Raw genomic sequence first — 24,950 nt, forward strand, 5'->3', positions numbered from 1 at the left:
AACAAAAAAGCCTTAGAATTATCGTTAACCGGTAGTCCTAAGGCTTTTGCAATTATTTTGAAATTTCCGACAGCAGTTTAGGATCGATCTTCATCCGGCCGTGGTAGTACTTGCGGTCGTGGTTGCTGATCGGCCGGACCACCTTGGCGGGGACCCCAACCGCGACCACGTTGGCCGGCAGGTCCTTGGTGACGACCGCCCCGGCGCCGACCACGGTGTTGTCACCGATCGTGACGCCCGGCACGACGGTCACGTTGGCACCCAGCCAGCAGTTCTTGCCGATGTGGATCGGCAGGTTGTACTGGTAACCGCGCTGGCGCAGCTCCGGCAGGACCGGGTGGCCGGCCGAGGCCAGGGTGACGTTGGGCCCGATCATCGTGTGGTCGCCGATGTAGATGTAGGTGTCGTCGACCGCGGTCAGGTTAAAATTGGCGTAGACATAGTCGCCGAGCATAACGTGCTGGCCGCCAAAGTTGGCACGGAAGGGTGGTTCAAGGTAGCAGCCCTTGCCGACCCTGCCGAGCATCTCTTTCAACAGGCGCTGACGCTTGTCGTCCTCGGTTGGCAGGGTCCGGTTGTACTCGTACATCTTCAGCTGAGCCTGCTTTTGGACCTTGAGGATGGCCGGGTCCTCTGGATTATAGATCTGTTGGTCATGAAGTCCCATGATAAATACCCCATTTCGTTATTATTTAGGTATCATTGTAAACGATTTCTTCGGGGGCGCTGTCAAGGGACGGCAATAAAAATGGTGGCCAGGAATTCCTGACCACCGCTTTTAGTTAGACGTTCTTAACAGCATCCGCAATCGGTGTTTCGCCACTGCGCATCATGATAACCTTGCCGATGGTGTTGTCGGCGTCAAGCACGTCGGCCAATACCTGGGCGACGTCCGGAATCGGGTTGGTGGTGTCGTTACCCGAACCGAAGCTAACCTTGCCGATGCCGGCCGCCTCGGTCAGGGATGCCGGCTGGACGATCGTGTAGCCCAAGTTGGTACTCTTGATCAGGTAGTTGTCGGCGAAGAACTTGGCGATGTTGTAGTCGGTGATCGCTGCTAGAGCCGGGTATTCAGCCCACTTTTCCGGCTGGAGGGCGTACATCGAGCTCAGCATGATGTAGCGCTTGATCCCGGCCCGTTCAGCGGCCTGCATGGTCTTGACCGCGCCCATGGCATCGGTCTGGAGGAGGTCCTTACCCCGGGAGCCGGCGACGAAGTAAACCGCGTCGCAACCCGCCATCAGGCTGGCAAGCTTGGCGACGTCACCGTGCAGGTCGAGGGCAACGGGGGTGACCCCGTTCAGCTGGACGATCTTCTCAGGGTGGCGAGATCCGGCCACGACCTCGTTACCCGCGGCAATCAGGTCCTTGATTAGTTCGGTGGCCACACGTCCGGAGCCACCGGCGATGAATACTTTACTCATAAAAATTCCTCCTTAGTTTAATCCTTAATGGTTAGAATTGAATTCTCCGGTGCCCGAGCGGAGCGGAAGTCGTTGATCCTCTTGGCCGGATCGCGGTAGCCAAGGGCGATTCCCATCACCAGTTGGGTATTGGCGGGGATGCCCATGATCTCCCGCACCGCGTCAGGGTAGCGGACGATCTCGTAGGCCGGCATGGAGTCGATTCGCTGGTCGGCTGCCGCCAGCATCAGGGTCTGACCAAACGCGCCGAGATCATAGATGGACCACCCCGTTGCACCCTTGGGCAGGGTGAGGTAGACCAGAGCCGCAGCGTCATAAAGCCGGGTCTGTGAATCGGTCATCTGCTGGATATCGGTTCCCAGGTATTGCTGGAGGGCAGTGCTCCAGTCGGCCATGTTTTCCTGTGCCTGCTGATTCCACTGCGTCCGGTGGGCGACGGGCAGATCACTGTTGCCCTTGACTCCCTGCTGGGTGGCGGCCAGGTGGTGGGCTTTAATCTTCTTCAGGCTATCGCCGGTCGCAACATAGACCTTCCAAGGCTGTGAGTTGGCCCAGGATGGGGTTCGTGCGGCGGTTCTTATCAGGTCCCGCAAAGTGGCCGCATCGATCTGCCGGTTGGTAAAGTAGCGGACCGATTGACGATAGTTGACAGCTTGCTTGAATTCCATGGTGAATTCCTCCCTCAGGTGATTTCATTTCCATTCTAGCTTACAAATGATAAGTAGGAAAAAAACACTTTGGCCGACGGTGAAGCGTAAAGTGAGTTATGATTGATAGTGTAATAGTCATGCCTACGTATTTTTATCAAGGAAGGGATATTCAATGACGGAAGAACGCCATCTAACAAGTAAAATGGTTGAAAAATACCAGGAAGAATTTCACACGCGCCGGGACGCTGACGTGATTGCCCGGGCCGTCCAGAAGAACGGGATCAAGAACGCCAGCGAGGATCCGGCGGCCAGCCAACGCCTCCACCGGGCCTTCTCCTACGAGATCAAGACCGGGAAGCCGTCCAACCAGCGTCACAGTGGCCGTTGCTGGTCATTTGCGACCCTGAACACGCTCCGTCACAAGTTCGCCACGAAGTACAACTTCAAGGACTTCGAGCTCTCCCAGAACTACCTCTTCTTCTGGGACCGGATCGAGCGGGCCAACATGTACTTCCAAAAGATCATCGCAACGGCCAAGAAGCCGCTTCATGACCGGACCGTCGACTTCTACCTCAGCTTTGCCTTAAATGACGGTGGTCAGTGGGCCAACGCTGCCTCGATCATCGAGAAGTACGGGGTCGTTCCGGAGTATGTGATGCCGGATACCCACAACACCAGGGACACCAGCGATGTGGCCGAGGTCATGAACTACCTGATGCGTAAGGATGCCCTCGAGTTGCGGCGGATGGTCAATGACGGTGCAGACAAGGCCGAGCTGGCCAAGGCCCAGGAGCGGATGATGGCCGATGTCTACAAGGTGGCCGCCTACTCCTTTGGTGAACCACCGACGAAGTTTGACCTGGAATACCGGGATGACGACAAGAAGTTCCACCAGGTGTTGGGCCTGACCCCGCTTAAGTTCTATCGGGAATACTTTGATACTAACCTGAATGACTACGTGGTGGTCACCAACGCCCCTGATCACGAGTACAACAAGGTCTATGCGATGCCGACCCAGGACAGCGTGGCCAATGGGATCCCGATCAAGTTTGTCAACGTGCCATTCAAGTACCTGCAGGAGGCTGCCATGAAGCAGCTGAAGGCCGGTGAGACTGTCTGGGTTGGTAACGACGTCCTCCAGCAGATGGACCGCAAGCGGGGCCTGATGGACGCCAAGCTCTTCCGGCGGGCCGAGTTGCTCGACGTCGACTTTGTGATGGACAAGAAAGACCGGCTGGAATCCAAGCAGGCAATGGTTTCCCACGCCATGACCTTGACCGGCTTCGACCTGGCCAAGGGCGAACCAACCCGGTGGAAGATCGAAAATAGCTGGGGCAAGGATAACGGGGCTAACGGTTACTTTGTCATGACCCAGGATTGGTTCAAGGAATACACCTACGAGGCGGTCATCAACAAGAAGTATCTCGATGACGACCTTAAGAAGCTAGCTGCGTCACCAGCAGTTGACCTGACGGCCTGGGACTCATTACAATAAGCGTGACGAAGGCGGTGCAGGGGACCTCTCCGGCATGGCCTTTATTTATTTGAAGGAGGAATCGTAATGGCAGAAGAAAAAGTTATCAATGACTACTTCTATGACGAAGCGGCTTACGATTACCATGATGGTGGTTATGTCCCACTGGAGGAACCGCAGACCCCTCAGCAGCCCCTGAACATCCCGGGCCTGCTGAAGCCGGATAAGGAGACGGCCACGGACATATACTACACGATCGTGGCGCAGACGGGGGAGGTCCAGCTCCTGCCAGGTAAGAAGACGAAGACCTGGGGCTACAATGGTCCGTTATTGGGCAAGACGGTGGTCTTCAAACGCGGGAAGACCATCCACGTTCACCTGGTCAACCACCTGCCCGAGGTGACGACCTTCCACTGGCACGGTCTCGCCATCCCCGGTCCGATCGAGGACGGGGGGTGTCACGCCCCAGTATATCCTGGTGAGAGTCGGGACGTCACCTTCAAGATCGACCAGCCAGCCGCCTTTGTCTGGCTCCACGCCCACCCGTGTCCGTCAACGGCGGAGCAGGTTTGGCATGGCCTGGCCGGGGGTGCCATCGTCCAGGACGACCATGAGGCCAGCCTGCCTCTGCCGCGTAACTACGGGGTCGATGATATTCCGATCATCCTCCAGGACCGGCGCTTCCACGAGGATAACCAGTGGGACTACCGGACCGACTATGATCCAGACGGGGTCGCGGGCCCGACACCGATGATCAACGGGACGATTAATCCCTACTTCGACGTCACCACCCAGAAGGTCCGGCTCCGTTTCCTCGACGGGGCCAACCGGCGTGAGTTCCGCCTCCACTTCAGCGACGACCTGGAGTTTACCCAGATCGCCGGTGACCTGAGTCTCCTGCCGCATCCGGTCAAGATGACGAAGCTGTTGATTACCTGTGCCGAGCGCCAGGAGATCATCGTTGACTTCGGCAAGTACAAGCCGGGTGATGTGGTTACTCTTTACTCCGACGATGTCCCGTTGGTTCGCTTCCGGATCCACGAGTTCAAGCCGGACCACACCGAAATTCCACAAGATCTTTTTGAAACCCCAGACCCGGCGGCCGATCCTGACCTGCCTGTCCACCATGTCACCCTGGATGGGATGGATGAGTCCGTGGCAATGAACGGCAAGAAGTTCAAGATGGACCGGATCGACTACAAGATGCCCCTGCACAAGGTTCAGATCTGGGACATCGAGAACACCAACCCGGCGCCCGGAATGATCCATCCTTACCACATGCACGGTACCGCCTTTGAGGTGATCTCCCGTGATGGTCACGCCCCATATCCGAACGAGCTTGGGCTGAAGGATACCGTGGCGGTCAACCCGGGTGAACACGTCCGGATCAAGGTCTGGTTCAACGTGGCCGGGGTCTTCATGTATCACTGCCACATCATCGAGCACGAGGACGGCGGAATGATGGCCCAATTGCAGGTTGTTGACCCGGCCGATCCCGACAAGCAGTACCACCTGATGAACCACATGACGCTGATGAAGGCCTTCGCTGAGGAACGGCACGTGCCGATGGACCAGCTCTGGCTCGGTGGGATGGAATCCTACAAGAAGATGGGGATGGAGATGTAGTTCATTTCTTGAGTGACTGGTAGCCACCCATGGTATACCGGTTGAGAAGGTGAACCTGGTAAAGCCATTCCGCATTCTTAGCTGACAAAAAATCACGACACTTTCTGAGATCTGTTGAGGAGTAGACAACTTTAATGGTTGTGTACTTCTCTTTTTTATGGCTTACATTACCCTAGGGTTACAAAGTTAACGACACGGTGTCTATGAATAAACACGTTGTTTGGGAGGTAAGCTAATTGACTAAAATTCAGGAAGCACAACGGATGTTACGAACAGCGGATGCAGTGCTGATCAGTGCCAGCAATGGGCTTTCCATCAGTGAGGGCTATAACATTTTTGCTAACAATGCTGCTTTTCAGCGTTACTTTGGTAAGTTTACCCAGCAGTATGGGATTACCAGTATCCTGCAGGGCGCCCAGGCCCTCCTGCCAGCGCCGGCTCACCGTGAATTTATCCACCAGCTGCATAAATATATGATTACGATGGCAGTCCGCAGTTCCAGCAGTTGAAACAGCTAGTTGCGGGGGAAGATTACTTTGTGGTTACGTCTAATGCTGATCAGCACTTTCAACAAAATGGCTTTGACCCCCACCGGATTTGGGAAGTAGAGGGTGACTTCTTTGACTTGAAGATGCGTAGTCCCGAGTGGGAAGCCCAACAGCGCGCCTGTCAAGACTTCCTTCAGCAGTATGCGGATCGCCGGCTTGTTCAGTTAGAACTGGGAATTGGCGCCGCTAATCAATTAATCAAGGCACCGCTGATGCAGATGGTAGCAGTCCACCCCAAGTGGCGCTACATTACGTTGAACCTTCCGGATGAAATCAACGTTTTGCCAGTAATTCAGTCCCAGGCGATTGAATTGCCAGGCGATCTCAAGCAGACATTGGCACAGTTAGTAAAGGAGAACTAAAATGACGCAATCATTATATGAGCAGCTAGTTATGCAGACGCAGATGAATTACTCACAATATTACGGTGTATACGCGAGTGGCAAGACGCCATTTAAGCTGACTGAGCGCCAGCCCTTACCGTATGACCAGCAGATTAAGGTCTTTGCTGAAAAGGTGAAGGAAGCCGACCACATCATTGTGGGTGGGGCCTCCGGATTGTCCGCCGCTGGTGGTGATGATTTTTACTATGCGGCAACCCCGTCCTACCAGCAGGCCTTTAAGCGTTTCTATGAAAAGTATCATTTCACCGGCGCCTTTGCCGGGATGCGGCATCGCTGGAGTAGCCGGGGAGAATTCTGGGGTTACCTGGCGACCTTCCTGCACACCACTCTCCATGCCCCAATTCGGGAGCCCTACAAGGACCTTCAGGCGATTCTCCGGGATAAGGACTACTTTATTCTGACCACCAATCAGGATACTCAAGCAATTAAGGCATTCCTAGAAGAAAAGGTTGCCCAGATTCAGGGTGATCATCGTTTCTTCCAGTGCAGTCAGCAGTGTACGGATGACGTCTGGGATGCTACTGAAAAGATTGATGAGATGTATGACTACCTTGAAGAGCATGACACAACAACTATCCCAGATGCGATGATTCCCCGCTGCCCGCATTGCGGTGCAGAGGCTTTCCCGTGGGTCCGTGGCTATGGTAATTTCCTGGAAGGGAGCCGGTACCAAGAGCAGTACCAGAAAATCTCTGACGACCTTGAACACCATCTTCATGACCAACATCTCTTATTCCTTGAGCTCGGCGTTGGTCAGATGACGCCAATGTTTATTCAGGAGCCATTCTGGGCCCTCACCAACAACCTTCCCGGGGCTTACGACGTGATGGTTAACCGGGACTATCAGTTTCTCCCACAACAAATTGAGGATAAGGGAGTTGCAATCAAGGGCGATATTGCAAAGGTCTTAAAGGATGTACGCCAACAATTGAATTAGTACTTTAAAGCGGAGTGACCACGTGGCCAGTCCGCTTTTGTCATTCACTTACCTTGTAATCGTCTCTTTTATTATTAAGATTAAATAACAAGGTTAAGTTAACTATAAGACAACGTTTGAAAGATTGTTATCCTGATGAAGCCTGCTAGAATTAAAGATAAGCAATATCACTAGTCAAGGATGAAGGGAGGATCGTTATCCGCAGTTGTCAGTTACTAAGCATTTAACGATAGAAAGGCTGATGCGCATGGTTAGCGATAAGCACGGATTAAAAGACCGCGTGGCCGGAACCTTCAGGGAACTGAAGGGTAAGGCGACGAACGACAAGACAGAGGAAATGGTCGGCAAACTTCGTAAGGCCAAGGGCAAGATCAAGGACAAGGCCCGGGACCTGAAGGACGACCTGGACAAGAAGGAAAAGGAGGCTTAGTACTATGCATTGGTTATGGGTATTAATCGTTGGTGGGATTATCGGTTTAATCGCCGGTGCCATTACCCACCGGGGCGGCTCCATGGGCGTTATTAGCAACGTGATTGCCGGTTTAGTCGGTTCATCAGTTGGTGAGGCAATTTTAGGATCCTGGGGCCCGCAAGTTGCCGGAATGGCGATTGTGCCATCGGCAATCGGGGCCGTAATCCTGGTACTGATCGTTTCGATGATCTTCGGGATTCGTCGGACCTGAACAGAATCAGTAAAAAATAACACCAGAAGGCAGCAACGCTTTCTGGTGTTATTTTGCTTGGTTATATTGTTTGATCTGTTGGACGACGTCGGCGAGGGTGATTGCTTGCATTCGCTTATAGGCCGCTACCTGGATCTCCTGGTAGAAGCCACCGAGGACCGGCTGGATCGCTCCGCCAACCGGGCACTGAAGATTGGTAGCCGGGTCGACGTGGAGGAGGTCGTGGTCCATCTGAAGGGCCCGGTAGATGTCCAGCAGGGTAATCGTCTTCGCTGCCTTGGCCAGAGTTGGCTGGGCCCGGCCAGCCTGAGTAACCAGTAGACCGGCCTGACGGAGGTCGGCCATCAGCTTCCGGACAGCGCTGGGGTTGGCCTCAATACTATTAGCAATCGCCTTGCTTGACCGGTCCCCGTCGTGATAGACGACCAGGTAGGCTAGCAGGTGAATGGCATCACTGAATTTGTAGGAATATCTCATAATGCCTTTATTTTAGTCATTTCCCTAGGGTGATACAAGCGTATTTTATCCATCTGGTGTTGGTTTCACGTGGAACAAACGCTTGACCAACACTAAAGTCGAAAAATACCACCCGATAAATCTGCAGATTTATCGGGTGGTATTTACTTACTTTCTGACGATCTCCTGGCACCAGTGGTGGAGGTGTTGCTTGGTGATGACGCAAAGGCCGTCGTCACCGGTCTGCTTCATCGCGTCAGTGCACATGATCGCGACACCGGGAGTCTTAGCGGCCTTCTCCTCGCCCCAGTAGTTAAGGTAGCGGAGGGCAGCGTAGAGATTTTCACCTTCGTCGGTTAGCCGGTATTCGACGTGCGGTGGAACGGTGTTGAAACTCTTTCGGGCGACGATCCCGGCATCGGTTAATTCCCTCAGCTGGTCACTGAGAACTTTATGGGAGGTACCCAGCTGCTTAACCAATTCTCCAGTTCGGCGGGGATGGCCCGCTAGCAGATAGAGAATGACCGACTTCCACTTGCCGCCAATGATTGAGAGGGCGTAGTCGGCACCGGTGTTAAACATTTTTTTATGTGGGTTCATCTTGCGACTCCTTTCCTGATCTTGCTACCACCATCATACCGCTTCCCGGCATTTCCGCAAAAAAGTTTAGTCGCCCACATCCGGTGGGGGCCAAGCAAACCTTACCTGCGGGTAACTAGCTTACCAGGAAGTGTTTACTTTTAATAAGTAACGAGCCCACCTATACTAGAAAACGTAAGGAAACAATCAATTATGAGGAGGAATCATCATGACAAAGCAAATCTTAATTCTCGGTGCCACCGGGCAGATTGCCGGGCACGCTATCAAGGCCCTACTACAGGATAGTGACGACCACCTCCTGCTTTTCACCCGGCACCCACAGCACCTCACCGTCGTTGATGAAGACCGGGAGACCGTGATCAAGGGTGACACGCTGAAGATGGACGAACTTGACGCGGCCGTGGCTCAGGCCGACGCGGTTTACGCCAACCTGCGAAACCCATCCATCGCGCAACAGGCTCAAAATATCGTTCGGGCGATGGATAAGCACGGGGTCAAGCAGCTGGTCTGGATTTCCTCGATCGGGATCTACGATGAGGTACCCGGCAAGTTCGGCGAGTGGAACAACGCCGAGCTCGGTGGGGGCCAGTCCGATAGCTACCTGGGTACCTACCGGCAGGCGGCCGACGTGGTCACCAATTCCGATCTCGATTACACGATCATCCGGCCGGCCTGGCTGACCGATAAGGACGAGGTTGACTACGAGACGACCGCGCGGGGCGAGGCCTTCAAGGGGACTGAGGTTTCCCGGAAGTCGATCGGGAACTTCGTGGCCAAGATCCTCGAGAACCCGGCTAAGTACGCACGTAAGGACTTCGGGGTTGATAAGCCGGGGACCGCTGGGGATAAGCCCGCCTGGTATTAATTTCAATGAATTTTTCGGCCATCTCGTTTCAATGCGGTGGCCTTTTTGTTTGATAACGTATTTACCAAAGGCAATTAACCGGCTAAAATAAGGGCACTGAAAATACTAAAGTACTGGTGATTTCATTGAGAAAAATATTCGTTATATTAATTAGCTGTTTGACAATATTTTCTTTGGGGGGGGTAATACCCCTGACTCATGCGGCAAGTGTAATTGATGCCCGGGCAGCCATGATGGTTGATGCTGATACCGGGCAGGTTATCTACGAACAAGGTGCAGATAAGCAACTACCGGTGGCCTCAGTTAGCAAGCTCCTGACTATCGCAGTTGTTCATGACGAGTTGCAGAAGAATATTATCACGGCTGACTCCCGAGTGTCGGTTACCCCAGCGATTGCCGCTATTTCTAATGATCCTGCCTATTCCAGTATTGATCTGGCGGCAGGGCGGTCCTATCCGGTGATTGAGCTGTTGAATGCAGCAATGGTCAAGTCCGCCGACGGAGCAACCCTTGCCCTGGCGACTGCTGCCGGTAATTCACCGGATGAATTCGTCCTCGCTATGGAGAAGAAAGCACGAGAAGTTGGTCTGAGAAAGACGAGTATTGTTAATCCGACTGGGTTGACCAACAGTGAGATGAAGAGTTTTCGTTCACCCAACATTGCGGATAATGTCGAAAATGCCATGAGTGCCCGAGATATTGCCATCCTGACCCGTTACTTACTCCGGACCTATCCTGCCCTTCTTCAGGTATCTGACCAGAAGAAGGCAAATTTCCTCATCACGAAAGGGAATGTCAAACGGATTGCCAACCTTAATGAGATGCTACCGGGAGGGCGATACACGGTCCCGGGAGTTACCATTACCGGATTGAAGACCGGGACGTCGGATAATGCAGGAGCTTGCTTTGTCAGTACTGGTAAATACCACGGTCACCAAATTATTACGGTGGTTCTTCATGCTGGCGGGCACAACCCCGATAATCGATTTATTCAGACGCAGCGGTTATATGCAATGCTAAAACATGACTATCGTCTGGAGCGTGTCCGACTACCTCAAGCCGTCCGACAGGCTGTGGTGACCAATGGTGCTAAACGGACCGTTGCTACCTGTCCGACAACGGTAACTATCTGGGGGACCGGGCGTTTAACCTCCTACACTGCCTCCCAGGAGCTCAATCCGCGGCTAATTGGCGACCAGGGGCGGTTGCGTGCCCCAATTCGGAATCACCAGCGCGTCGGGCAGCTTTATTTGACTAGTCCTCATCTGAAGACTGTTTCCGGGGTCCCGCTGATCTATCCGCTGCGCAGTACCGAGGTGGTACCACGGGGTAATTTTTTGCAGTGGTTGTTTAATTAGCGGACTGATGAAAATTAAATTGATTTTATTTTCATCCTGATTTTCAGAAAAGATTGAAATTAATTTTCAACTTTTCCCAATTTAACGATTTCATCGAAATGAATTTAATTTATGGCTGTTGAGATAACCCTAAAACCATCGCAGTTGTGACTATAAAATTAAGGGGGTGAATAAGATGACTAAGGCACTGATTATCATTGATATGCAGAATGGGGTGGTTAATCCAGCTGGTAAGGTGATTTATAACCAGACCGGGTTGGTACACTTGATTAACGAGCGGATTGACAGCTACCGATCATCTTTGTCCAGCATGTGGATGAAGACCTGGTACCGGATTCGTCGGCTTGGCAGCTGGTTCCCAGCTTAAGCGTTCTGCCAACGGATCTGCGCATTCAGAAGGAGCACCCTAACGCCTTTTATCGGACCAATCTGCAAGCCATCTTAACCCAGCGACGAGTCGACCAGCTGGAGATCTGTGGCGCCCAGACCGAGTACTGTGTTGATGCGACCATCAAGATGGCCCATGGCCTGGGCTACCAGGTAGTGATGAAGCATGGCGCTGCCAGCACGTTTGATAATTCGTTCATGACCGCCCAAGAGAAGAACGCCTTTTTTGCGAGAATCTGGCAGGACCGCTTCCTGAAATTGATTGACTAAAAAACGTGAGCATGACGGCCGTCACGGCTGCCTGCTCACGTTATTTTTAGATCTGGTACTTGTCGGCTGCCGGCTTGAACTGGATTGTCTGGTGCCTGGGCCTGCCCGCTGACCACGGTCCCAATGATTGTCGCCGCGAGAATCAATAGTAATTTAGGTAGGTGCTGCACTGGTGACCGCCTCCTTTTCAATTATATTTTAGTAAAAAATAACCGCCAGCCGGATGATCGGTTGACAGTTATCTTAGTTGTTTACTTGCGCCACAGGAAATTGATCAGCTCGCGGTTGACCTGGGCGTTATTGTGGAGCTTGCTGTGCTGGGCGTTGGCCCCCGTGATCTCGACTTCCCGGTAGGACTTGGCCCGGCCGTTGATGATGTACTTCAGCGACTTGGCGGAGTTGACGGGGACGTCCCCGTCGGAGTGCGATCCGTCCTCCTTGTCACCGTAGATGTTTAAGACCCGGGTATTGGTCGGAAAGGTCTGGCGTAGGGTCAGTAACGGCTTGATGGTTGCGTCCTGTCGCTCGGGGTCCCCGGTCTGCTGGTTGACTGGGCTCTTGGCAGTCTTCTGACCGACCAGACCGTTGTAGTGGCCGGCAATGGCGACGAGGTGGTCGACCCGGGGCAGCTTGCGGTTACCGGTGTTGTCATTGATATAGTTGATGATCTCCAGGTTCCCCATCGAGTGGCCAACCAGGTTGATCGCCCGGTAGTGATGCTGGCGTTCGAGGGCCAGGACGACGTTTTTGACGTAGGTGGCACCATGCTTGTAGCCAGTTGGGTAGTCGTTTTCGTAGCCACTAAGCTTGTTGTCGGCCAGGTTGACCTCGACGATCGGGTTGATCGCGTGGGCGGGGATGGTCTTGTTGAAGGTGACCTTCCCCTGGCGGCTGACGTTGGCCCGGACGATGGTGTTGGTGACCCCGGCGCGCTTGGCGGCGTTGGCCATCTTCTCCTCGGCGTGGGCGCTGCTGCCCCAGCCGTGGACGAAGATGGTTGGGATATTGGAATGAACGAACTGCTTGGCGGCCTGGGCCCGGTGCCAGGCGTTGAATGAAATGATCGCGATGACGGCGATGATCAGGGCGCCCACGATCGAAACGGTACGACGGTGCATGCTGTCACTTCCTTTTTCCTAGTATTCTAACCCCAAATTACAGGTTCTGCTTGAAGAAACCTTCCAGCTTGTCAAATGTGATCTTGTCGACCCGGTCGTAGAGGTCGATGTGCTCACAGTCCTTGACGATGAACTTCTCCTTGGGTTCCTTAGCCAGATCATAGGCCCGCTCGGAGAAGGCGCGGGAGTGGGCCCGGTCACCGTAGATGAAGAGGATCGGTCGTGGGGTGATCTCGTCAATGTAGTCCAGGGCGGAGAATTGCATCATGGCCATGTTCGAGGTAGTTGTGAAGTTTCCGCGGGCGTTTGGGTGGAAGCCCCGGGGTACGGCATAGAAGCGCAGCCATTCCTTGCTGATCGGGTCGACATCCGGCAGGGCGTCGACGTCCGGATACGGCTTAGTGGGGAAGGATGGCTTATATTCCGGCTGACCGTTGGCGTAGTCGTTCCACCGTTGTTCGGCCAGCTGCTTTTTCATCTTGTCAATCTGTTCCTTGGACAGGTTCATCATCCCCCGAACGTCGGTGATGTCGTACATCGAGGCCGTGGCGATGGCCTTGATCCGCGGGTCGACAGCTGCGGCGGCCAGGGAGAAACCACCGGAACCGCAGATCCCGATGACGCCGATCTTCTCCCGGTCAACGAAGGGTACTTGGATGCCGAGGTAGTCGACCGCGGCGCTGAACGATTCCGCGAATAGACCTGGTGACGAAACGTGGCGGGGTTCCCCGGCAGATTCACCCATATTAGCCTGGTCGAAGGTAAGAACCACGATGCCGCGCTGGGCGAGCTCGTTAGCGTAGACGACCGGGCCCTGTTCCTTTACCCCGCCGTATGGGGCACCGACGATCAGGGCTGGCAGCTGCTGGTGTTTGTCGATGTCCTTGGCGTAGTACAGGTCACCAGCGAGGGTGGTGTTGTAACGGTTGTGGAACTTAATGTGGTCGCGGTGGACCTGCTTACTTAATTCTGTGATGTATCCGTATGCCATAGTTGATTCCTCCTAATGATTGTTGTGCTTAATGGTCTTGATAACCCGGGCGGGGACCCCGGCCACGACGGTGTTGGCGGGGACGTTTCTGGTGACGACCGCACCGGCTGCGACGACGGCATTTTCACCGACTGTGACCCCGGGCAGGATGGTGGTGTTGGCCCCAATCCATGCGTTGTGCCGGATATAGACTGGCTTAAGCTCGTTTCCCCGACGCTGAGCGGGGTCGAGCGGGTGGTTGACGGTGATCAGGGTAGCGTTGGGTCCGATCAGGACGTCATCGGCCAGGTGAATTCCACCGAGGTCGGTGAATGTTGCCCCGTTATTAATGAAGACCCGTTTGCCGAAGTGAATGTTCCGGCCGTAGTCGGTATAGAAGGGCAGGCGGACCTCTACCGATGGATCTACGGCCCGCTGAGTCAGTTGGGCGAGCGTCGTCCGGACATCGGCTGCTGAGTGGACACCAGTGTTGAGCTCCTGGACCAGCTGTTGGTTATGGGCAATGATCTCCGCCAGCTCAGCGATGTGCTGGGGATCAAGGTATTTGCTTGCTGTCATGTTGGACCTCCTAATTGAGTTGTTGATTTTATTGTAATGGGTTAGAATTAAAATGTGAAATACTTATGATAAATGCTTAGCCATAATAAAAAGTTATATTAGGAGGAAAATATGGACGTCCGAGTACTACGTTACTTTATTGAAATTGTGCGTGAGGGAAATATATCAAGTGCTGCCCACCGCCTTCATATCTCCCAGCCAGCGCTATCACGGCAGATCATGGACCTCGAGACCACCCTCGGTGTAACCCTGTTTGAACGGGGGCACCGCCAGATCAAGCTGACCCAGGAGGGCTATTACCTCTATGAGCGGGCCCAGGAGATCACGGCTCTGGTCGATAAGACCACCTACCACTTGCAGGCCAATGAGGTGGTTAGCGGTACCCTTGATATCGGGGCCGGGGAGAGCCGCGCGCTGTCTCCACTGATGGATGTCGTTGCCCAGATCCTTCGCGACTACCCAGAGGTAAAGGTCAACTTGGTGAGCGGGGATGCAACGATGATCCGTCGTCAGGTCGACCAGGGAAGTCTTGAGTTTGGGGTGGTGATGGGCCACGAGAACCTGTTGAACTATGATTCGTTGACCCTACCAGCCGTCAATCGGTGGGGGATCCTGTTATGTGCCGATGCACCCCTGGCGGCCAAGGAAGCGATTGAACCGCAAGACTTGCTGGGGCACCCCTTGTTGGCGTCGGCCCAGTCCCGGCTCCAGGATACCTTCCGCGATTGGGCCGGGGACCTGATCAACCAGTATAACTTTGTTGGCAACTACAACCTTATTTATAATGCTGAGCTCCTGGTTAAGACCGGCGCCTGCCTGGCCCTGGCCTACGACGGGATTGCCAACCTCTATGACCAGGACTTGGTCTTTCGGCCCCTGACCCCGGCGGTGACGGATACCAACATCCTAATCTGGAATAAGGACCGCCACCTCCCCAACGTCGGTCAGCTCTTCCTTCAGCTACTCCGAGAGCGGATCAGCACGGATAAATAAGGAATTTCTCACCGTCTACAATATACCGGTGGGAATTTTTCTTGACTTTTATGTCGATAACGACATAAAATGGAAACATCGACGAAAGGAATGATTAAACTATGACCGAAAAACAATTCGAGACCCTCGACGACTTCTTAGGGACCCACTTCATTTACACCTATGACAACGGCTGGGAGTATGAATGGTACGCCAAGAATGACCACACCGTTGACTACCGGATTCACGGCGGGATGGTTGCCGGCCGCTGGGTCAAGGATCAGGAGGCTAACATTGTGATGTTGACGCCGGGCATCTACAAGGTGGCCTGGACGGAACCAACGGGTACTGACGTGGCGCTGGACTTCGTGCCGAACGAGAAGAAACTCAACGGGACGATCTTCTTCCCAGCTTGGGTCAAGCAACACCCCGAGATCACCGTCACCTTTCAGAATGAGCACATCGACCGGATGCACGAAGCGCGGGAGAAGTACGATACCTACCCGAAGATGGTTGTGCCAGAATTTGCCCACATCACCTACATTGGAGATGCCGGTCAAAACAATGAGGATGTCATCGCCGAGGCCCCATATGATGGCATCACTGATGATATCCGGGCCGGCAAGTACTTTGATGAGAATTACCGGCGGATCAAGAAGTAATCAACTATAATAGGGGTAGCAAACGAGTTGGAGGAACACCATGCCAAAACGACGAATACTACCCTTTATCATCCTCGGGATCGTCAGTAACCGTCCCCAAATTACGGGACGCGAGATCACGGCCGAGTTTAGCACCGAAATTGGGGACTTCTGGAAGGCCTCGCACAGTCAGATTTATCCGGAACTACGGCGGATGGTTGATGACCAGTGGTTGACGACCACCACGAGTCCGCAGAACGCCAAGGAGAAGTATTACCTGATCACCGCGACCGGACAGGAGATTCTGGATGAGTGGTTGGGCCGGGCGGTCGATGAGTTGCCCATCCACCAGGACCTCTTCTCGCTGAAACTATTCTTCATCAAAGACCCATTCGATCCGCGGATCCGTCAGCTGATTGCTACGCAGACGGCCCTCTTGCAGCAGAGTCTGACCCACTTACGTCAGCGCCAGCGAACGGTCTTTCCTGATGACCAGGCGATCACCCGCCACTACAGTCACTATCTGATTCTGGCTCGGGCCATCTCTCGGACCGCGGGCCAGCTTGCCTGGCTGAAGAATGTTGGGGATAATTTAAAATAAATGAATCGGCTCACTCTCGTACTGACGGGGATGAGCCGATTTGTTGTTTAAATTACTTCTTAAGGAGGCCAGCTACCTTGTCGGCAAGGGCCGGATAGATTGGCAGGACATGGCGTTCCCAGTCGGTCCGGCTAATCTTCAGGCCGATGACGGGAACTAGGTTATTGATATCATTGGCAGCACTGGCCCCAATCTCACTGGCCCCTACTAGGTGGTCAGTCGAATCATAGACCAGGGTCAGCTTGGCCTCCTGCTCGTTCAGACCGGCGTAGAGGCTGCCGCCACTGAGGTTGCGTTCCTCAATATGGTATTCACCGCCGGCCTGGTCGGGGCTGATCCCCACCTGAGCGATCTCCGGAAAGGCGAAGACGGCGGTGCCGATGGTTGGGTAGTGGACCGGTGCGGTTGCTCCCTTTTCAAACTGGTGGTAGAGGTAGTTGGCCTCTAGCTCTGCTACCGGGGTCAGCTTTGGCAACTTTTGACTGGTGATGTCACCGATCGCATAGACCCCAGGGACGTTGGTCTGGAGGTGGTCGTCAACGTCGACGCCGTGCTTAGAGAAGGTGATTCCCGCGGCCGGCAGGTCGAGCTTTTCGGTATTTGGCACCCGGCCGCTAGCGTCGACCACGTAATCGGTGGCCAGCTGGGTGCCCTGGTTGGTGGTGACGAGGTACTTGCCCTCGTGGGGTTCGATCTTGGTGGCACTGGTGTGGAAATGGAACTTAACTCCTTGTTGTTCCATAGCGTCGACCATCGCCTGAGCATACTTAGCATAGAAGCCACGGAGAATCCGGTCGGAACGGATCAGAATCTCGACCTTAGTACCCGCCGCGGCGAGGAAAGTGGCCAGCTCAATGCCAACGTAGCCCCCGCCGATGAAGACGGCCTGGTCCGGCCGGTGGGCGAGGAAAAGGACGTCACTGCTGTCGTGCCCGTACTGGCTGCCGGGAATGGCGAGCCGGTGGGGCCGGTGACCGGTAGCGATGATGATCTTGTCACCGTGATAACGGTGGCCGGCCACCTCGATCGTGTGGCTGTCGACGAATTGACCATAACCAACTGCTACGTCACACATCTTCTCGTAGATTGCCTTTGTCTCTGCTGGCCAGGAATCAAACCGCGCCTTCTTGGTGACCATCAACTGGTCCCAGTCGAGTTGGGCTGGTTGGGCGATGCCGCGGCCGACCAACTGCTGGCTGGCCCGGGCTGTGTGGACAGCGCCGGAGAGGAAGATCTTGGGTTCACAGCCCACGTTCGGGCAGGTGCCGCCGAACAGACCGCCCTCGACTGCCAGTAGGGACTTACCGGTATTGGCGAGTAGTTGGGCAAGCCGGTAGCCGGCGGGGCCGGTCCCAAGGATGATGTAATCGTAGTTCTTCATTGCTATGACCTCCGTTTCACGTATCGGTTTTGTTGCTACCCCCATCATAACGTGGTTGGGACGGTGAGGGAACAAAAGTGCCTGTGTTGTGAAAAGTATAAACGGGAAAACAAAAGTATAAAATGAGTGAAAACAGTAATATCAACAATGGACAATTATTTCCATGCTGCTTCTGTCTGAGCAGATCAATTGGTTTTCTTCAAAAAGCGTGTAGACTGAGGATATTAAGAGCTAACGAGGGGGTACCACCATGAAACACCTAACCTTTACTGATGACGCCAAGAAGCGAATCGCCAAGTACCTGAGTCCTGACAAGACGATCGTGCTGGACTTCGACGATGGGGTCGGTCCGTTCTCGGCAGTCGGCAACTGCAGCCTCGACGCCAACTACCGGCTGATCTTTGTTAAGAAGGGGATGGACCTACACGACTTCGATGAAAAGATTGAATCCAATATCGGTGACATCTACATCAAGAGTGAGATGTACGCCAACATCCAGTTTGAGGACCAGATGGAGGTGCGCTTCAACCCGAAGTATTTCACCCTGCCGCTGATGAGTCCGACTAAGGGTGTCCTGACTGAAAACCTGGAAGTGGTCGACCTCACCGACCCCGTTTCAACTGAATACACCGGCACCCATGACTGCTAACGAAACTGCCCGATGATGAACGACGATTGGTTCATCGCCGGGCAGTTGGTTTAAAATAAGGAAAAAGGAGTGATCGAACAATGGAACGCGCACAGGTAATCATCCACATGTATGAGTCCATCGACGGCAAGATCGATGGTGACTGGGACGGTCTGCCGGGGGACAAGGCCTCCGGGGACTACTATGACGACATCCTCTTCAAGATCAGCAACACCAACGCTAATGGTACCAACACAATCGTGATGTATGCGGCGCCGGGAGATCCCGACCTCAGTCAGTATGATCCGGCGGGGATCGACTACCAGGACTGGATACCGGCCGGGATTTCAGCGGCTACCTGGGACGTCAGCTTTGACCGCCGCGGCCGGGCTGGTTGGGAGAAGAACTACTTCGACTATGCCGGTAAAAAGAGTCGGGCGATCGAGGTGGTCACCAAGCTGGCCGATCGGCGTTACCTGGCCTTCCTGCGGGCCATGGAGATTCCGTACCTGATCTGTGGGGATGACCAGATCGACTTTGCCAGTGCCCTGGTCAAGCTCAGGCAATATTTCGGTATCAAGAAGGTTGCCCTGGGCGGTGGCGCCCTGATAAACGGTGCCTTCCTGAAGGCCGGCCTGGTTGACGAGATTTCCCTGGTGATGGCCCCCTACATCAGCGGTGACACGAGCAAGAAGGGGACCTTTGACACCCGCCAGGTCTTCGTCAACCAGCGCTTCAAGGTTGTCCAGACCAAGCTACTGGGCGACGGCGGGATCCACCTGCTTTTCGCCAAGGACAATTGATAATTTTCGCTTAACGCCGGTTGACGAACGCTTCTAGGTTCGTGCAACTGTGCTATACTGCAAGTAGTAAACTTGAGGAGGTCATGATGATGGCAGAGAAGACATTTACGAAGGATGAATTGGCAAAGTACAACGGTCAAGACGGTCAGCCAGCCTACGTGGCCATCAAAGGCGTGGTCTACGACGTCTCCGGTAAGGCAGCCTGGCAGGGTGGCAAGCACCACGGCAACCTGGCCGGCCAGGATCTGACCGACGTGCTGTACAACAAGTCGCCCCATGGTGACCGGGTTTTGCAGGGCCTGCCGGTGGTCGGTAAGCTTACCGATTAGGGTATCAAGGAATAAAAAAGCCAGTTACGGAGAAATTCGCAACTGGCTTTTTGCATCTTAATCCCGACTTAGCGGCTGACCGTTGACGTCCACGTTATCCTTCTTCAGGATGAAGGTAGCGTAGATCCCGGCGATCAGTGTGATCCCAGAGATGACCAGGAAGGTGTGGCTGTAACCGATGTGGTCCCGCAGGTCACCGAGCGGCGTGGAGAAGATGATCTGCCCGACCTGGGCGGCAATCTGGTAGCCGACCATGTAAAGGGTGGCAGAGACCTTGGTATCAAAGTGCAGGGTGAAGTAACGGAAGAGGCCGAGGGCGAAGCAGGCCGTTTCCGGGGCGTGCAGCAGCTTGATGCAGGAGACGCCGAGCGGGTTAGTGACCAGGCCACAGCCCCCGATCCGGATAACCATGATCGTGATCCCGACCAAGAGGGTCTTGCGGACCCCGATCTTCTTCATCAGCCATGGGACACAGGCCATCATGATGGCTTCCAAGAAGACCTCGACGGAGTTCAGCACCCCGTACATCTGCTGGCCAAGGGTCTTGGTGGCAAAGAATTGGGTGAAGAACTGCGGGAACATCTGCTGGTCGAAGACGGTGTAGAAGGTCCAGGAGAAGATGATGTAGATGATGATCTGCCAGAGAGCCTTCATCTTGAATACCCCGAAGATTTCCTTGAGGGAGGCGGTGGAGCTTTCCTTGGCGTTTTCGAGTTTGTTTTCGTAGAGGTCGATCATCTCTTGGTTCTTCTCGGGGTGGACGAATACCAGCAGCAAGAAGAGCAGGAGGGCGATGGCCGATGAGAGCCAGAAGACCAGGTTTGGACTGATCGTGAAGAGAAAACCGGCGAGTAAGGCGGAAACCGCGTACCCGAAGGACCCCCATGACCGGGCCTGGCCGTATTCAAAGCGGTAGCGCCGGCTGATTCGTTCCGTGACCGCTTCGAAGGTTGGTGAGGCGGCCAGGAAGGCAAAGGACAGGTAGAGGGAACCGAGGAAGGTCCCAAGGTAGAAGTTACTGTGGAGGAGTGGGGCGTAGAGCCAGGTGAAGAATGGGCCGAGCAGCATTTCCATTACGGCACAGAAGATCAGGAGGTGCCGCTTGAGGCCGAGCCGGTCCTGGATAGCTCCGTAGACGAACATCAGGACCAGGGTGATAGCGGAGTTAAAGGAGTAGATTGTCCCAACCTGTTCACCGGAGAAGTGCAGGGTGTTAGTCAGCCAGATCTGGAAGAATGACCACCAGATTCCCCAGGCGGTGAAGAAGAGGAGGATGTTTAACGAATCGAACCGGTAGAAGGGGTTCTTGAATAAGCTTTTCTTTTCCATGTCGATTATCCTTTCATGTCAAGAGTGTAAGCTTTGATGGCGGTAGCGGTTGGTCGGCTGGCGGCCAGGGTGGTCGTGACCGGCTGATCGTCAGTGTAATAGCGTTCGGTGAAGGTAGCCGCCCCGTCGTTGATGAAGATCTCAACCGAGCTGGTGTCAACAAAGATCCGGGCCCGCAGCTGGCCGACGTGGCCGATCGTGGCGTAGCGGTCACTGGCCTGGCCGTGCTGGTGGACTGTGATCTCACCAGATCCTTGGTCATAGCTGAGGCTGATCAGGACCTGGTCGGTATTGGCCAGCTGCCAACTGACCTGACCATCATAACCAGTCAGGTCGAAGGTCAGGTCCCATTCGGTGTGCTGGGGGTCAGTCACGGTGAACCGGTGTGGTGAATGAATAATTGCTGAAGTATTAAGGACCTCACCAGTCCGTAACTGGGTTGTCTCCTGAGCGGGGATGGCACCAAGCCGGTCACCGTGCATTACCAGTTCACGTGGCAGAGTCAGGGCCCCAGCCCAACCATCTGCCTGTTCCGGCATCGGGTTGTCAAAGGAACTGAACCAACCGAACTGAATCCGGCGGCCATCCGGGGTCAAAAAGGATTGGGGTGCGTAGAAGTTATGCCCGTAGTCCAGTAAGTGGAGGTCGTAATGGCTGAAGTGGGCCTGATTATAGTCTAGTTGACCGATGAAGTACGCTGCCTGGCTCAGGTTGAGGAAGCGATGCCGCTGGGGCTGGATCCCCATCGGCAAGCAGGCGATGATGTCTTGACCGTTGAGACGGAAGAGATCGGGGCACTCCCACATTGAACCCTCCAACTCGATGCTTCGCGATTCGGTGATCGGCCCGCGGTACTGCCAGTTCAGCAGGTCGTCAGATTGGTAGAGGAGGATCCGGGCACGGTTATTGGCCTGCTCCCGACTGCCGAGGACCAGGTAGTACTGACCGTCGTGTTCCCAGACCTTGGGATCTCGGAAGTCCTGACTGTTGTCCTTCGGCGCTTCGATCACGGGGTTACCCGTGTACTTGGTAAAGTGGATTCCGTCATCACTGTAGGCCACGTTCTGGTTCTCCCAGAAGTGGTCCTGATTATCATCGTCGTAGTAGTGGTGGCCGGTGTAGATTAGGTAGAGCCGGTTTCCCCGGACGATTGCTGACCCGGAGAAACAGCCGCCGGAGTCTTCGGGGTCACCAGGAACCAGGGCAACTGGTAAATTTTCCCAATGGACTAAATCTTTACTACGGACGTGACCCCAGTGCATCGGGCCCCATTCGGCGGAATAGGGGTGAAACTGGTAAAAAACGTGGTAGTAGCCCTTGAAGAAGCAGAGACCGTTGGGATCGTTTAACCAACCCGCCGGTGTCTGGATATGGTAGTGTTCGCGGTAACGAGTGTTAGTGACTTTTACCACCCGTGATTCGTTGACTTGACGCAATGCAACCGACTCCCTTCGTTTCTTGAAAACGTTTACGGTGAAGATTGTAAGCGCCTTTAGTAAAAATGTCAATCGTTTATCAAAATTAATGTTAAACGATTAGCAAAAGCATCGGACAGATGCACGCAAAAGGGCCGTGACGCGGGATTCCTCCCGGTCACGGCCCGATTCATTAATAGCCTTTGATCCTAGAATGTTGGTTGGCTTAGCCCCAGACCTCGTGGGCGATCTCCTTCACCAGGGCAACCTTGGCCCACTGTTGGTCTTCTGTCAGAATGTTTCCTTCCTCAGTAGAAGCAAAACCACACTGGGGGCTCAGGCAGAGGTGATCGAGCGGGTGATACTTGGCCGCCTCGTGGATCCGGTCGATGATCGTTTGTTTATCCTCCAGTTCACCGGTCTTGGAGGTTACCAGACCGAGAACCACGTACTTTTCGTCCGGTACCTTGGCCAGCGGTTCGAAGCCCCCGGCACGGTCGGAATCATATTCCAGGTAGAAGGCCTTGACGTTCTCCTGAGCGAAGAGGGTGTCGGCGACGGAACCGTAGCCACCCGCCGCGGCCCAGGTAGAGTGGTAGTTCCCCCGGCAAACGTGGGTGTTGACGGTGAGGTCATCCGGCAGATCCGCGATGGCGGCATTGTTGACCTTGAGGAAGCGCTCCTGGAGGGCGACCAACTGGGAGGTGTCGGCGTGGGGGTCCTTCTTCTTGAGGTTGGCGAAGTTGTTCACCGAAATCCCCCAAGTACAGTCGTCGAACTGAAGGGTTCGACAACCGGCGGCGTAGAGGTCCTCGATGACCTGGTGGTAGGCGGCCGCGACGTCATGGTCGAAGTCGGCCACGTCCGGATAGAATTTCTTGAGGTTGACTTGGTTTTCTGGACGGAGAAACTCCTCTAGAAACTGGGCTGGGGCAGGAATCGTCTGCTTGACCTGGGTGCCGGTGCTGACGTGGTCCCGGACAAACTTGAAGGCGTTGACGAAGGGGTGGTTCTCACCGCTGAGCTTGCCGGTCAGCTGGACAGAGTCGTTGCGAGTCTCCTCATCGTGGAAGAAGTAGCCGTGTTCGAGGTTAACGTGTTCGGTCCCCTGCAGGCCCCAGAAGAAGTCGAGGTGCCAGTAGCTACGCCGGAATTCACCGTCAGTCACCGCCTTAAGCCCCGCAGCCTCCTCCTTATGAATCAGGTCGACGATCAGGCGATCTTCAACGGCGGTGAGGTCGTCCTTGCTGCTCTGTCCCGCGGCAAATCGCTGGCGGGCCGTCTTCAATTCCTGGGGACGGAGAAATGAGCCAACAACGTCATAGCGAAACGGGGAAACGGTCCGTGGTGTGAATGTAGTCATAAAACATCGATCCTTTCTTTTCGGTGGTGAGTTCAAGCATCGGGGCAAATAAAAAATCCCGGGAAGAGACATTACTGCTTCTTCTCGGGACGTCATTTCAAAGGCTGAAAATTAACGTGTTACCACCCTAATTCGACCGGGCCTCACAGCCCAGTCCTCAATGGGTACACCCGTAGGTAAACCCAGGCGTTTTATCGGTCGCCACTCGTGACCGGCTTGCCAGGGGCTCACCGATCTACTTTGCTCCAAGACCATCTTCGCAGGTTTAGGGGACACCGGTTCTCATCCACCCGGCTCTCTGTAGGGCCCTCCGTCTGTTACTCATCTTTTCTTAGCAATCTTTAATTTATTGTTGAAATAATATTAGAGCTTTCTAATCTAAAAGTCAAGCCTCTAATTCAATTCCTCATAAATTTGATCGAGGGGTTGACGAACCTTAGGCTTAATCGGTTGGTCGCGGTAGCCGAAACTGACCATAACCGAGGCCCGCCAATGCTTTGGATCGATGATGCCGTGAGTAGTTAGGTAGTCGTCCATCTTCTGGTAGTTGAAGCCCTCCAGTGGGCAGGAGTCGATGTCAAGTTCTGCCGCGGCGGTCATCATGTTGGCCATGGCGATGTAGGTCTGCTTGCTGGCCCAGTCGAAGCGTTCGCGGTCGTTATTGATCGCCATGTCACGCTCCTGAAAGTGTTTGAAACTCTGGGAAGCCTTAGAATCTGGTGAGAATTGGTGGTGGTGGAGACCCTCGACCAGGCCGCGCACGTAGTCACTGTCGTAGGTCACGTCGGTCCGGGCCAGGATCAAGAGGAGCTTGTCGGCTCCGTTCAGGCTGTTGGCCACGCCCCAGGCAAAGGGGCGGATGTCTTCCTTGACTTGCGGCGAGTTGATCAGGATGAACTTCCAGGGTTCGTAGCCAAACGAACTCGGCGACAGGCGGCCGGCCTCCAGAATCGTCTGCCAGTCGGCGGGGTCAATATGCTTATGCGGATCATACTTTTTGGTGGCGTAGCGCCGGTTGGCGGTGTCTACGATCTGCTGACGAATTGCTTCCTTGTTCATATTAAATCACTCACTTTCTGTAAGAATGATACCACTTTGATAATAAAAAGGGCCGTCCCGGCTTGGGCGGTCCCTGAATA

General features: G+C 54.4%; 30 protein-coding genes. 17 read left to right on the top strand and 13 right to left on the bottom strand.

Going from position 1 to position 24,950, the window contains the following annotated elements; all coding sequences use genetic code 11:
• Positions 1 to 52 precede the first annotated feature (52 nt).
• The 3 genes from FD34_RS00275 to FD34_RS00285 all read right to left on the bottom strand — a co-directional run bounded on the left by FD34_RS00275 (position 53) and on the right by FD34_RS00285 (position 2,092).
• A complete protein-coding gene (locus tag FD34_RS00275; protein WP_057805612.1) occupies positions 53 to 667 on the bottom strand; it encodes a sugar O-acetyltransferase in 615 nt (204 codons plus the stop codon).
• Between the two features lie 115 nt (positions 668 to 782).
• A complete protein-coding gene (locus FD34_RS00280) occupies positions 783 to 1,424 on the bottom strand; it encodes an NAD(P)H-binding protein (protein WP_057805614.1) in 642 nt (213 codons plus the stop codon).
• Positions 1,425 to 1,441: 17 nt separating this feature from the next.
• Complete coding sequence (locus FD34_RS00285) at positions 1,442 to 2,092, bottom strand: nitroreductase (RefSeq protein WP_057805616.1); 651 nt, start codon at positions 2,090 to 2,092, stop codon at positions 1,442 to 1,444.
• A 154-nt stretch (positions 2,093 to 2,246) separates the two neighbouring features.
• Between FD34_RS00285 and FD34_RS00290 the strand changes: the two genes are divergently transcribed.
• From FD34_RS00290 to FD34_RS00315, 7 genes are all read left to right on the top strand, one after another.
• Entirely contained in the window at positions 2,247 to 3,569 is a 1,323-nt protein-coding gene (locus FD34_RS00290) for a C1 family peptidase (RefSeq protein WP_057805618.1), read from the top strand.
• 66 nt (positions 3,570 to 3,635) lie between these two features.
• Positions 3,636 to 5,174, top strand: coding sequence for a multicopper oxidase family protein (locus tag FD34_RS00295; protein WP_057805620.1), 1,539 nt, complete (start codon positions 3,636 to 3,638; stop codon positions 5,172 to 5,174).
• Between the two features lie 263 nt (positions 5,175 to 5,437).
• Positions 5,438 to 5,683, top strand: coding sequence for a hypothetical protein (locus FD34_RS08695; RefSeq protein ID WP_235805942.1), 246 nt, complete (start codon positions 5,438 to 5,440; stop codon positions 5,681 to 5,683).
• Positions 5,680 to 6,084, top strand: a complete 405-nt coding sequence (locus FD34_RS08700) for a hypothetical protein (RefSeq protein ID WP_235805943.1) — start codon at positions 5,680 to 5,682, stop codon at positions 6,082 to 6,084. Before FD34_RS08695 ends, FD34_RS08700 begins: the two co-directional genes overlap by 4 nt.
• A gap of 1 nt (position 6,085) precedes the next feature.
• Positions 6,086 to 7,063 carry an SIR2 family NAD-dependent protein deacylase gene (locus tag FD34_RS00305; protein WP_057805622.1) on the top strand — a complete coding sequence of 326 codons (978 nt, stop codon included), beginning with the start codon at positions 6,086 to 6,088 and terminating at the stop codon, positions 7,061 to 7,063.
• Positions 7,064 to 7,310: 247 nt separating this feature from the next.
• Positions 7,311 to 7,493: a hypothetical protein gene (locus tag FD34_RS00310; protein WP_057805626.1), complete on the top strand. Its 183-nt coding sequence runs from the start codon at positions 7,311 to 7,313 to the stop codon at positions 7,491 to 7,493.
• A gap of 4 nt (positions 7,494 to 7,497) precedes the next feature.
• Entirely contained in the window at positions 7,498 to 7,746 is a 249-nt protein-coding gene (locus tag FD34_RS00315; RefSeq protein WP_057805628.1) for a GlsB/YeaQ/YmgE family stress response membrane protein, read from the top strand.
• 48 nt (positions 7,747 to 7,794) lie between these two features.
• Here the strand turns inward: FD34_RS00315 and FD34_RS00320 are convergent, their stop codons facing one another.
• Both FD34_RS00320 and FD34_RS00325 read right to left on the bottom strand, forming a co-directional pair.
• A complete protein-coding gene (locus FD34_RS00320; protein WP_057805630.1) occupies positions 7,795 to 8,223 on the bottom strand; it encodes an Rrf2 family transcriptional regulator in 429 nt (142 codons plus the stop codon).
• A 147-nt stretch (positions 8,224 to 8,370) separates the two neighbouring features.
• On the bottom strand, positions 8,371 to 8,802 hold the full coding sequence (locus FD34_RS00325; RefSeq protein ID WP_057805631.1) for a winged helix-turn-helix transcriptional regulator: 432 nt from the start codon (positions 8,800 to 8,802) through the stop codon (positions 8,371 to 8,373).
• Positions 8,803 to 9,010: 208 nt separating this feature from the next.
• On the opposite strand from FD34_RS00325, the gene FD34_RS00330 reads away from it, so the two are divergent.
• The 4 genes from FD34_RS00330 to FD34_RS00340 all read left to right on the top strand — a co-directional run bounded on the left by FD34_RS00330 (position 9,011) and on the right by FD34_RS00340 (position 11,682).
• Positions 9,011 to 9,667: an NAD(P)H-binding protein gene (locus FD34_RS00330; protein ID WP_057805633.1), complete on the top strand. Its 657-nt coding sequence runs from the start codon at positions 9,011 to 9,013 to the stop codon at positions 9,665 to 9,667.
• A gap of 158 nt (positions 9,668 to 9,825) precedes the next feature.
• Positions 9,826 to 11,025, top strand: coding sequence for a D-alanyl-D-alanine carboxypeptidase family protein (locus FD34_RS00335; RefSeq protein WP_235805944.1), 1,200 nt, complete (start codon positions 9,826 to 9,828; stop codon positions 11,023 to 11,025).
• Positions 11,026 to 11,200: 175 nt separating this feature from the next.
• Complete coding sequence (locus tag FD34_RS08895) at positions 11,201 to 11,392, top strand: cysteine hydrolase family protein (protein WP_338040391.1); 192 nt, start codon at positions 11,201 to 11,203, stop codon at positions 11,390 to 11,392.
• A complete protein-coding gene (locus FD34_RS00340; RefSeq protein WP_338040390.1) occupies positions 11,338 to 11,682 on the top strand; it encodes an isochorismatase family protein in 345 nt (114 codons plus the stop codon). The genes FD34_RS08895 and FD34_RS00340 overlap by 55 nt, the downstream gene beginning before the upstream one ends.
• 251 nt (positions 11,683 to 11,933) lie before the next feature.
• Here FD34_RS00340 and FD34_RS00345 read toward each other — a convergent pair whose 3' ends face one another.
• Genes FD34_RS00345 through FD34_RS00355 form a run of 3 tightly spaced genes read right to left on the bottom strand, consistent with a single transcriptional unit; the run spans position 11,934 to position 14,349 of the window.
• A complete protein-coding gene (locus FD34_RS00345) occupies positions 11,934 to 12,800 on the bottom strand; it encodes an alpha/beta hydrolase (RefSeq protein ID WP_057805636.1) in 867 nt (288 codons plus the stop codon).
• Positions 12,801 to 12,837: 37 nt separating this feature from the next.
• Positions 12,838 to 13,791, bottom strand: coding sequence for an alpha/beta hydrolase (locus tag FD34_RS00350; protein ID WP_057805638.1), 954 nt, complete (start codon positions 13,789 to 13,791; stop codon positions 12,838 to 12,840).
• Positions 13,792 to 13,803: 12 nt separating this feature from the next.
• On the bottom strand, positions 13,804 to 14,349 hold the full coding sequence (locus FD34_RS00355; protein ID WP_057805640.1) for a DapH/DapD/GlmU-related protein: 546 nt from the start codon (positions 14,347 to 14,349) through the stop codon (positions 13,804 to 13,806).
• Between the two features lie 111 nt (positions 14,350 to 14,460).
• Between FD34_RS00355 and FD34_RS00360 the strand changes: the two genes are divergently transcribed.
• The 3 genes from FD34_RS00360 to FD34_RS00370 all read left to right on the top strand — a co-directional run bounded on the left by FD34_RS00360 (position 14,461) and on the right by FD34_RS00370 (position 16,563).
• Entirely contained in the window at positions 14,461 to 15,342 is an 882-nt protein-coding gene (locus tag FD34_RS00360) for a LysR family transcriptional regulator (RefSeq protein ID WP_057805642.1), read from the top strand.
• Positions 15,343 to 15,443: 101 nt separating this feature from the next.
• Positions 15,444 to 15,983: a phenolic acid decarboxylase gene (locus tag FD34_RS00365; RefSeq protein ID WP_057805644.1), complete on the top strand. Its 540-nt coding sequence runs from the start codon at positions 15,444 to 15,446 to the stop codon at positions 15,981 to 15,983.
• 40 nt (positions 15,984 to 16,023) lie between these two features.
• Complete coding sequence (locus FD34_RS00370; protein ID WP_057805646.1) at positions 16,024 to 16,563, top strand: PadR family transcriptional regulator; 540 nt, start codon at positions 16,024 to 16,026, stop codon at positions 16,561 to 16,563.
• 52 nt (positions 16,564 to 16,615) lie between these two features.
• Here the strand turns inward: FD34_RS00370 and FD34_RS00375 are convergent, their stop codons facing one another.
• Positions 16,616 to 17,944: a dihydrolipoyl dehydrogenase family protein gene (locus FD34_RS00375; RefSeq protein ID WP_057805647.1), complete on the bottom strand. Its 1,329-nt coding sequence runs from the start codon at positions 17,942 to 17,944 to the stop codon at positions 16,616 to 16,618.
• A 250-nt stretch (positions 17,945 to 18,194) separates the two neighbouring features.
• Between FD34_RS00375 and FD34_RS00380 the strand changes: the two genes are divergently transcribed.
• From FD34_RS00380 to FD34_RS00390, 3 genes are all read left to right on the top strand, one after another.
• A complete protein-coding gene (locus FD34_RS00380) occupies positions 18,195 to 18,593 on the top strand; it encodes an iron-sulfur cluster biosynthesis family protein (protein WP_057805649.1) in 399 nt (132 codons plus the stop codon).
• Between the two features lie 80 nt (positions 18,594 to 18,673).
• Positions 18,674 to 19,375, top strand: a complete 702-nt coding sequence (locus FD34_RS00385; protein WP_057805655.1) for a dihydrofolate reductase family protein — start codon at positions 18,674 to 18,676, stop codon at positions 19,373 to 19,375.
• 89 nt (positions 19,376 to 19,464) lie between these two features.
• Positions 19,465 to 19,704 carry a cytochrome b5 domain-containing protein gene (locus tag FD34_RS00390; RefSeq protein WP_057805663.1) on the top strand — a complete coding sequence of 80 codons (240 nt, stop codon included), beginning with the start codon at positions 19,465 to 19,467 and terminating at the stop codon, positions 19,702 to 19,704.
• A gap of 57 nt (positions 19,705 to 19,761) precedes the next feature.
• Here FD34_RS00390 and FD34_RS00395 read toward each other — a convergent pair whose 3' ends face one another.
• The 4 genes from FD34_RS00395 to FD34_RS00410 all read right to left on the bottom strand — a co-directional run bounded on the left by FD34_RS00395 (position 19,762) and on the right by FD34_RS00410 (position 24,870).
• Positions 19,762 to 21,033, bottom strand: a complete 1,272-nt coding sequence (locus tag FD34_RS00395; RefSeq protein ID WP_057805670.1) for an MFS transporter — start codon at positions 21,031 to 21,033, stop codon at positions 19,762 to 19,764.
• 5 nt (positions 21,034 to 21,038) lie between these two features.
• On the bottom strand, positions 21,039 to 22,469 hold the full coding sequence (locus FD34_RS00400; RefSeq protein ID WP_057805681.1) for a glycoside hydrolase family 32 protein: 1,431 nt from the start codon (positions 22,467 to 22,469) through the stop codon (positions 21,039 to 21,041).
• A gap of 205 nt (positions 22,470 to 22,674) precedes the next feature.
• Positions 22,675 to 23,811, bottom strand: coding sequence for a 5-methyltetrahydropteroyltriglutamate--homocysteine S-methyltransferase (locus FD34_RS00405; protein ID WP_057805682.1), 1,137 nt, complete (start codon positions 23,809 to 23,811; stop codon positions 22,675 to 22,677).
• Positions 23,812 to 24,204: 393 nt separating this feature from the next.
• Positions 24,205 to 24,870: an NAD(P)H-dependent oxidoreductase gene (locus FD34_RS00410; RefSeq protein WP_057805683.1), complete on the bottom strand. Its 666-nt coding sequence runs from the start codon at positions 24,868 to 24,870 to the stop codon at positions 24,205 to 24,207.
• Between the last annotated feature and the right edge of the window lie 80 nt (positions 24,871 to 24,950).

Source organism: Limosilactobacillus pontis DSM 8475 (assembly GCF_001435345.1).
GTDB lineage: Bacteria > Bacillota > Bacilli > Lactobacillales > Lactobacillaceae > Limosilactobacillus > Limosilactobacillus pontis.

What these genes read in the sequence shown, in the direction of transcription:
- FD34_RS00275 (WP_057805612.1), bottom strand. Translation starts at nt 667, where the DNA reads ATGGGACTTCATGACCAACAGATCTATAATCCAGAGGACCCGGCCATC.
- FD34_RS00280 (WP_057805614.1), bottom strand. Translation starts at nt 1,424, where the DNA reads ATGAGTAAAGTATTCATCGCCGGTGGCTCCGGACGTGTGGCCACCGAA.
- FD34_RS00285 (WP_057805616.1), bottom strand. Translation starts at nt 2,092, where the DNA reads ATGGAATTCAAGCAAGCTGTCAACTATCGTCAATCGGTCCGCTACTTT.
- FD34_RS00290 (WP_057805618.1), top strand. Translation starts at nt 2,247, where the DNA reads ATGACGGAAGAACGCCATCTAACAAGTAAAATGGTTGAAAAATACCAG.
- FD34_RS00295 (WP_057805620.1), top strand. Translation starts at nt 3,636, where the DNA reads ATGGCAGAAGAAAAAGTTATCAATGACTACTTCTATGACGAAGCGGCT.
- FD34_RS08695 (WP_235805942.1), top strand. Translation starts at nt 5,438, where the DNA reads ATGTTACGAACAGCGGATGCAGTGCTGATCAGTGCCAGCAATGGGCTT.
- FD34_RS00305 (WP_057805622.1), top strand. Translation starts at nt 6,086, where the DNA reads ATGACGCAATCATTATATGAGCAGCTAGTTATGCAGACGCAGATGAAT.
- FD34_RS00310 (WP_057805626.1), top strand. Translation starts at nt 7,311, where the DNA reads ATGGTTAGCGATAAGCACGGATTAAAAGACCGCGTGGCCGGAACCTTC.
- FD34_RS00315 (WP_057805628.1), top strand. Translation starts at nt 7,498, where the DNA reads ATGCATTGGTTATGGGTATTAATCGTTGGTGGGATTATCGGTTTAATC.
- FD34_RS00320 (WP_057805630.1), bottom strand. Translation starts at nt 8,223, where the DNA reads ATGAGATATTCCTACAAATTCAGTGATGCCATTCACCTGCTAGCCTAC.
- FD34_RS00325 (WP_057805631.1), bottom strand. Translation starts at nt 8,802, where the DNA reads ATGAACCCACATAAAAAAATGTTTAACACCGGTGCCGACTACGCCCTC.
- FD34_RS00330 (WP_057805633.1), top strand. Translation starts at nt 9,011, where the DNA reads ATGACAAAGCAAATCTTAATTCTCGGTGCCACCGGGCAGATTGCCGGG.
- FD34_RS08895 (WP_338040391.1), top strand. Translation starts at nt 11,201, where the DNA reads ATGACTAAGGCACTGATTATCATTGATATGCAGAATGGGGTGGTTAAT.
- FD34_RS00345 (WP_057805636.1), bottom strand. Translation starts at nt 12,800, where the DNA reads ATGCACCGTCGTACCGTTTCGATCGTGGGCGCCCTGATCATCGCCGTC.
- FD34_RS00350 (WP_057805638.1), bottom strand. Translation starts at nt 13,791, where the DNA reads ATGGCATACGGATACATCACAGAATTAAGTAAGCAGGTCCACCGCGAC.
- FD34_RS00355 (WP_057805640.1), bottom strand. Translation starts at nt 14,349, where the DNA reads ATGACAGCAAGCAAATACCTTGATCCCCAGCACATCGCTGAGCTGGCG.
- FD34_RS00360 (WP_057805642.1), top strand. Translation starts at nt 14,461, where the DNA reads ATGGACGTCCGAGTACTACGTTACTTTATTGAAATTGTGCGTGAGGGA.
- FD34_RS00365 (WP_057805644.1), top strand. Translation starts at nt 15,444, where the DNA reads ATGACCGAAAAACAATTCGAGACCCTCGACGACTTCTTAGGGACCCAC.
- FD34_RS00370 (WP_057805646.1), top strand. Translation starts at nt 16,024, where the DNA reads ATGCCAAAACGACGAATACTACCCTTTATCATCCTCGGGATCGTCAGT.
- FD34_RS00375 (WP_057805647.1), bottom strand. Translation starts at nt 17,944, where the DNA reads ATGAAGAACTACGATTACATCATCCTTGGGACCGGCCCCGCCGGCTAC.
- FD34_RS00380 (WP_057805649.1), top strand. Translation starts at nt 18,195, where the DNA reads ATGAAACACCTAACCTTTACTGATGACGCCAAGAAGCGAATCGCCAAG.
- FD34_RS00385 (WP_057805655.1), top strand. Translation starts at nt 18,674, where the DNA reads ATGGAACGCGCACAGGTAATCATCCACATGTATGAGTCCATCGACGGC.
- FD34_RS00390 (WP_057805663.1), top strand. Translation starts at nt 19,465, where the DNA reads ATGGCAGAGAAGACATTTACGAAGGATGAATTGGCAAAGTACAACGGT.
- FD34_RS00395 (WP_057805670.1), bottom strand. Translation starts at nt 21,033, where the DNA reads ATGGAAAAGAAAAGCTTATTCAAGAACCCCTTCTACCGGTTCGATTCG.
- FD34_RS00405 (WP_057805682.1), bottom strand. Translation starts at nt 23,811, where the DNA reads ATGACTACATTCACACCACGGACCGTTTCCCCGTTTCGCTATGACGTT.
- FD34_RS00410 (WP_057805683.1), bottom strand. Translation starts at nt 24,870, where the DNA reads ATGAACAAGGAAGCAATTCGTCAGCAGATCGTAGACACCGCCAACCGG.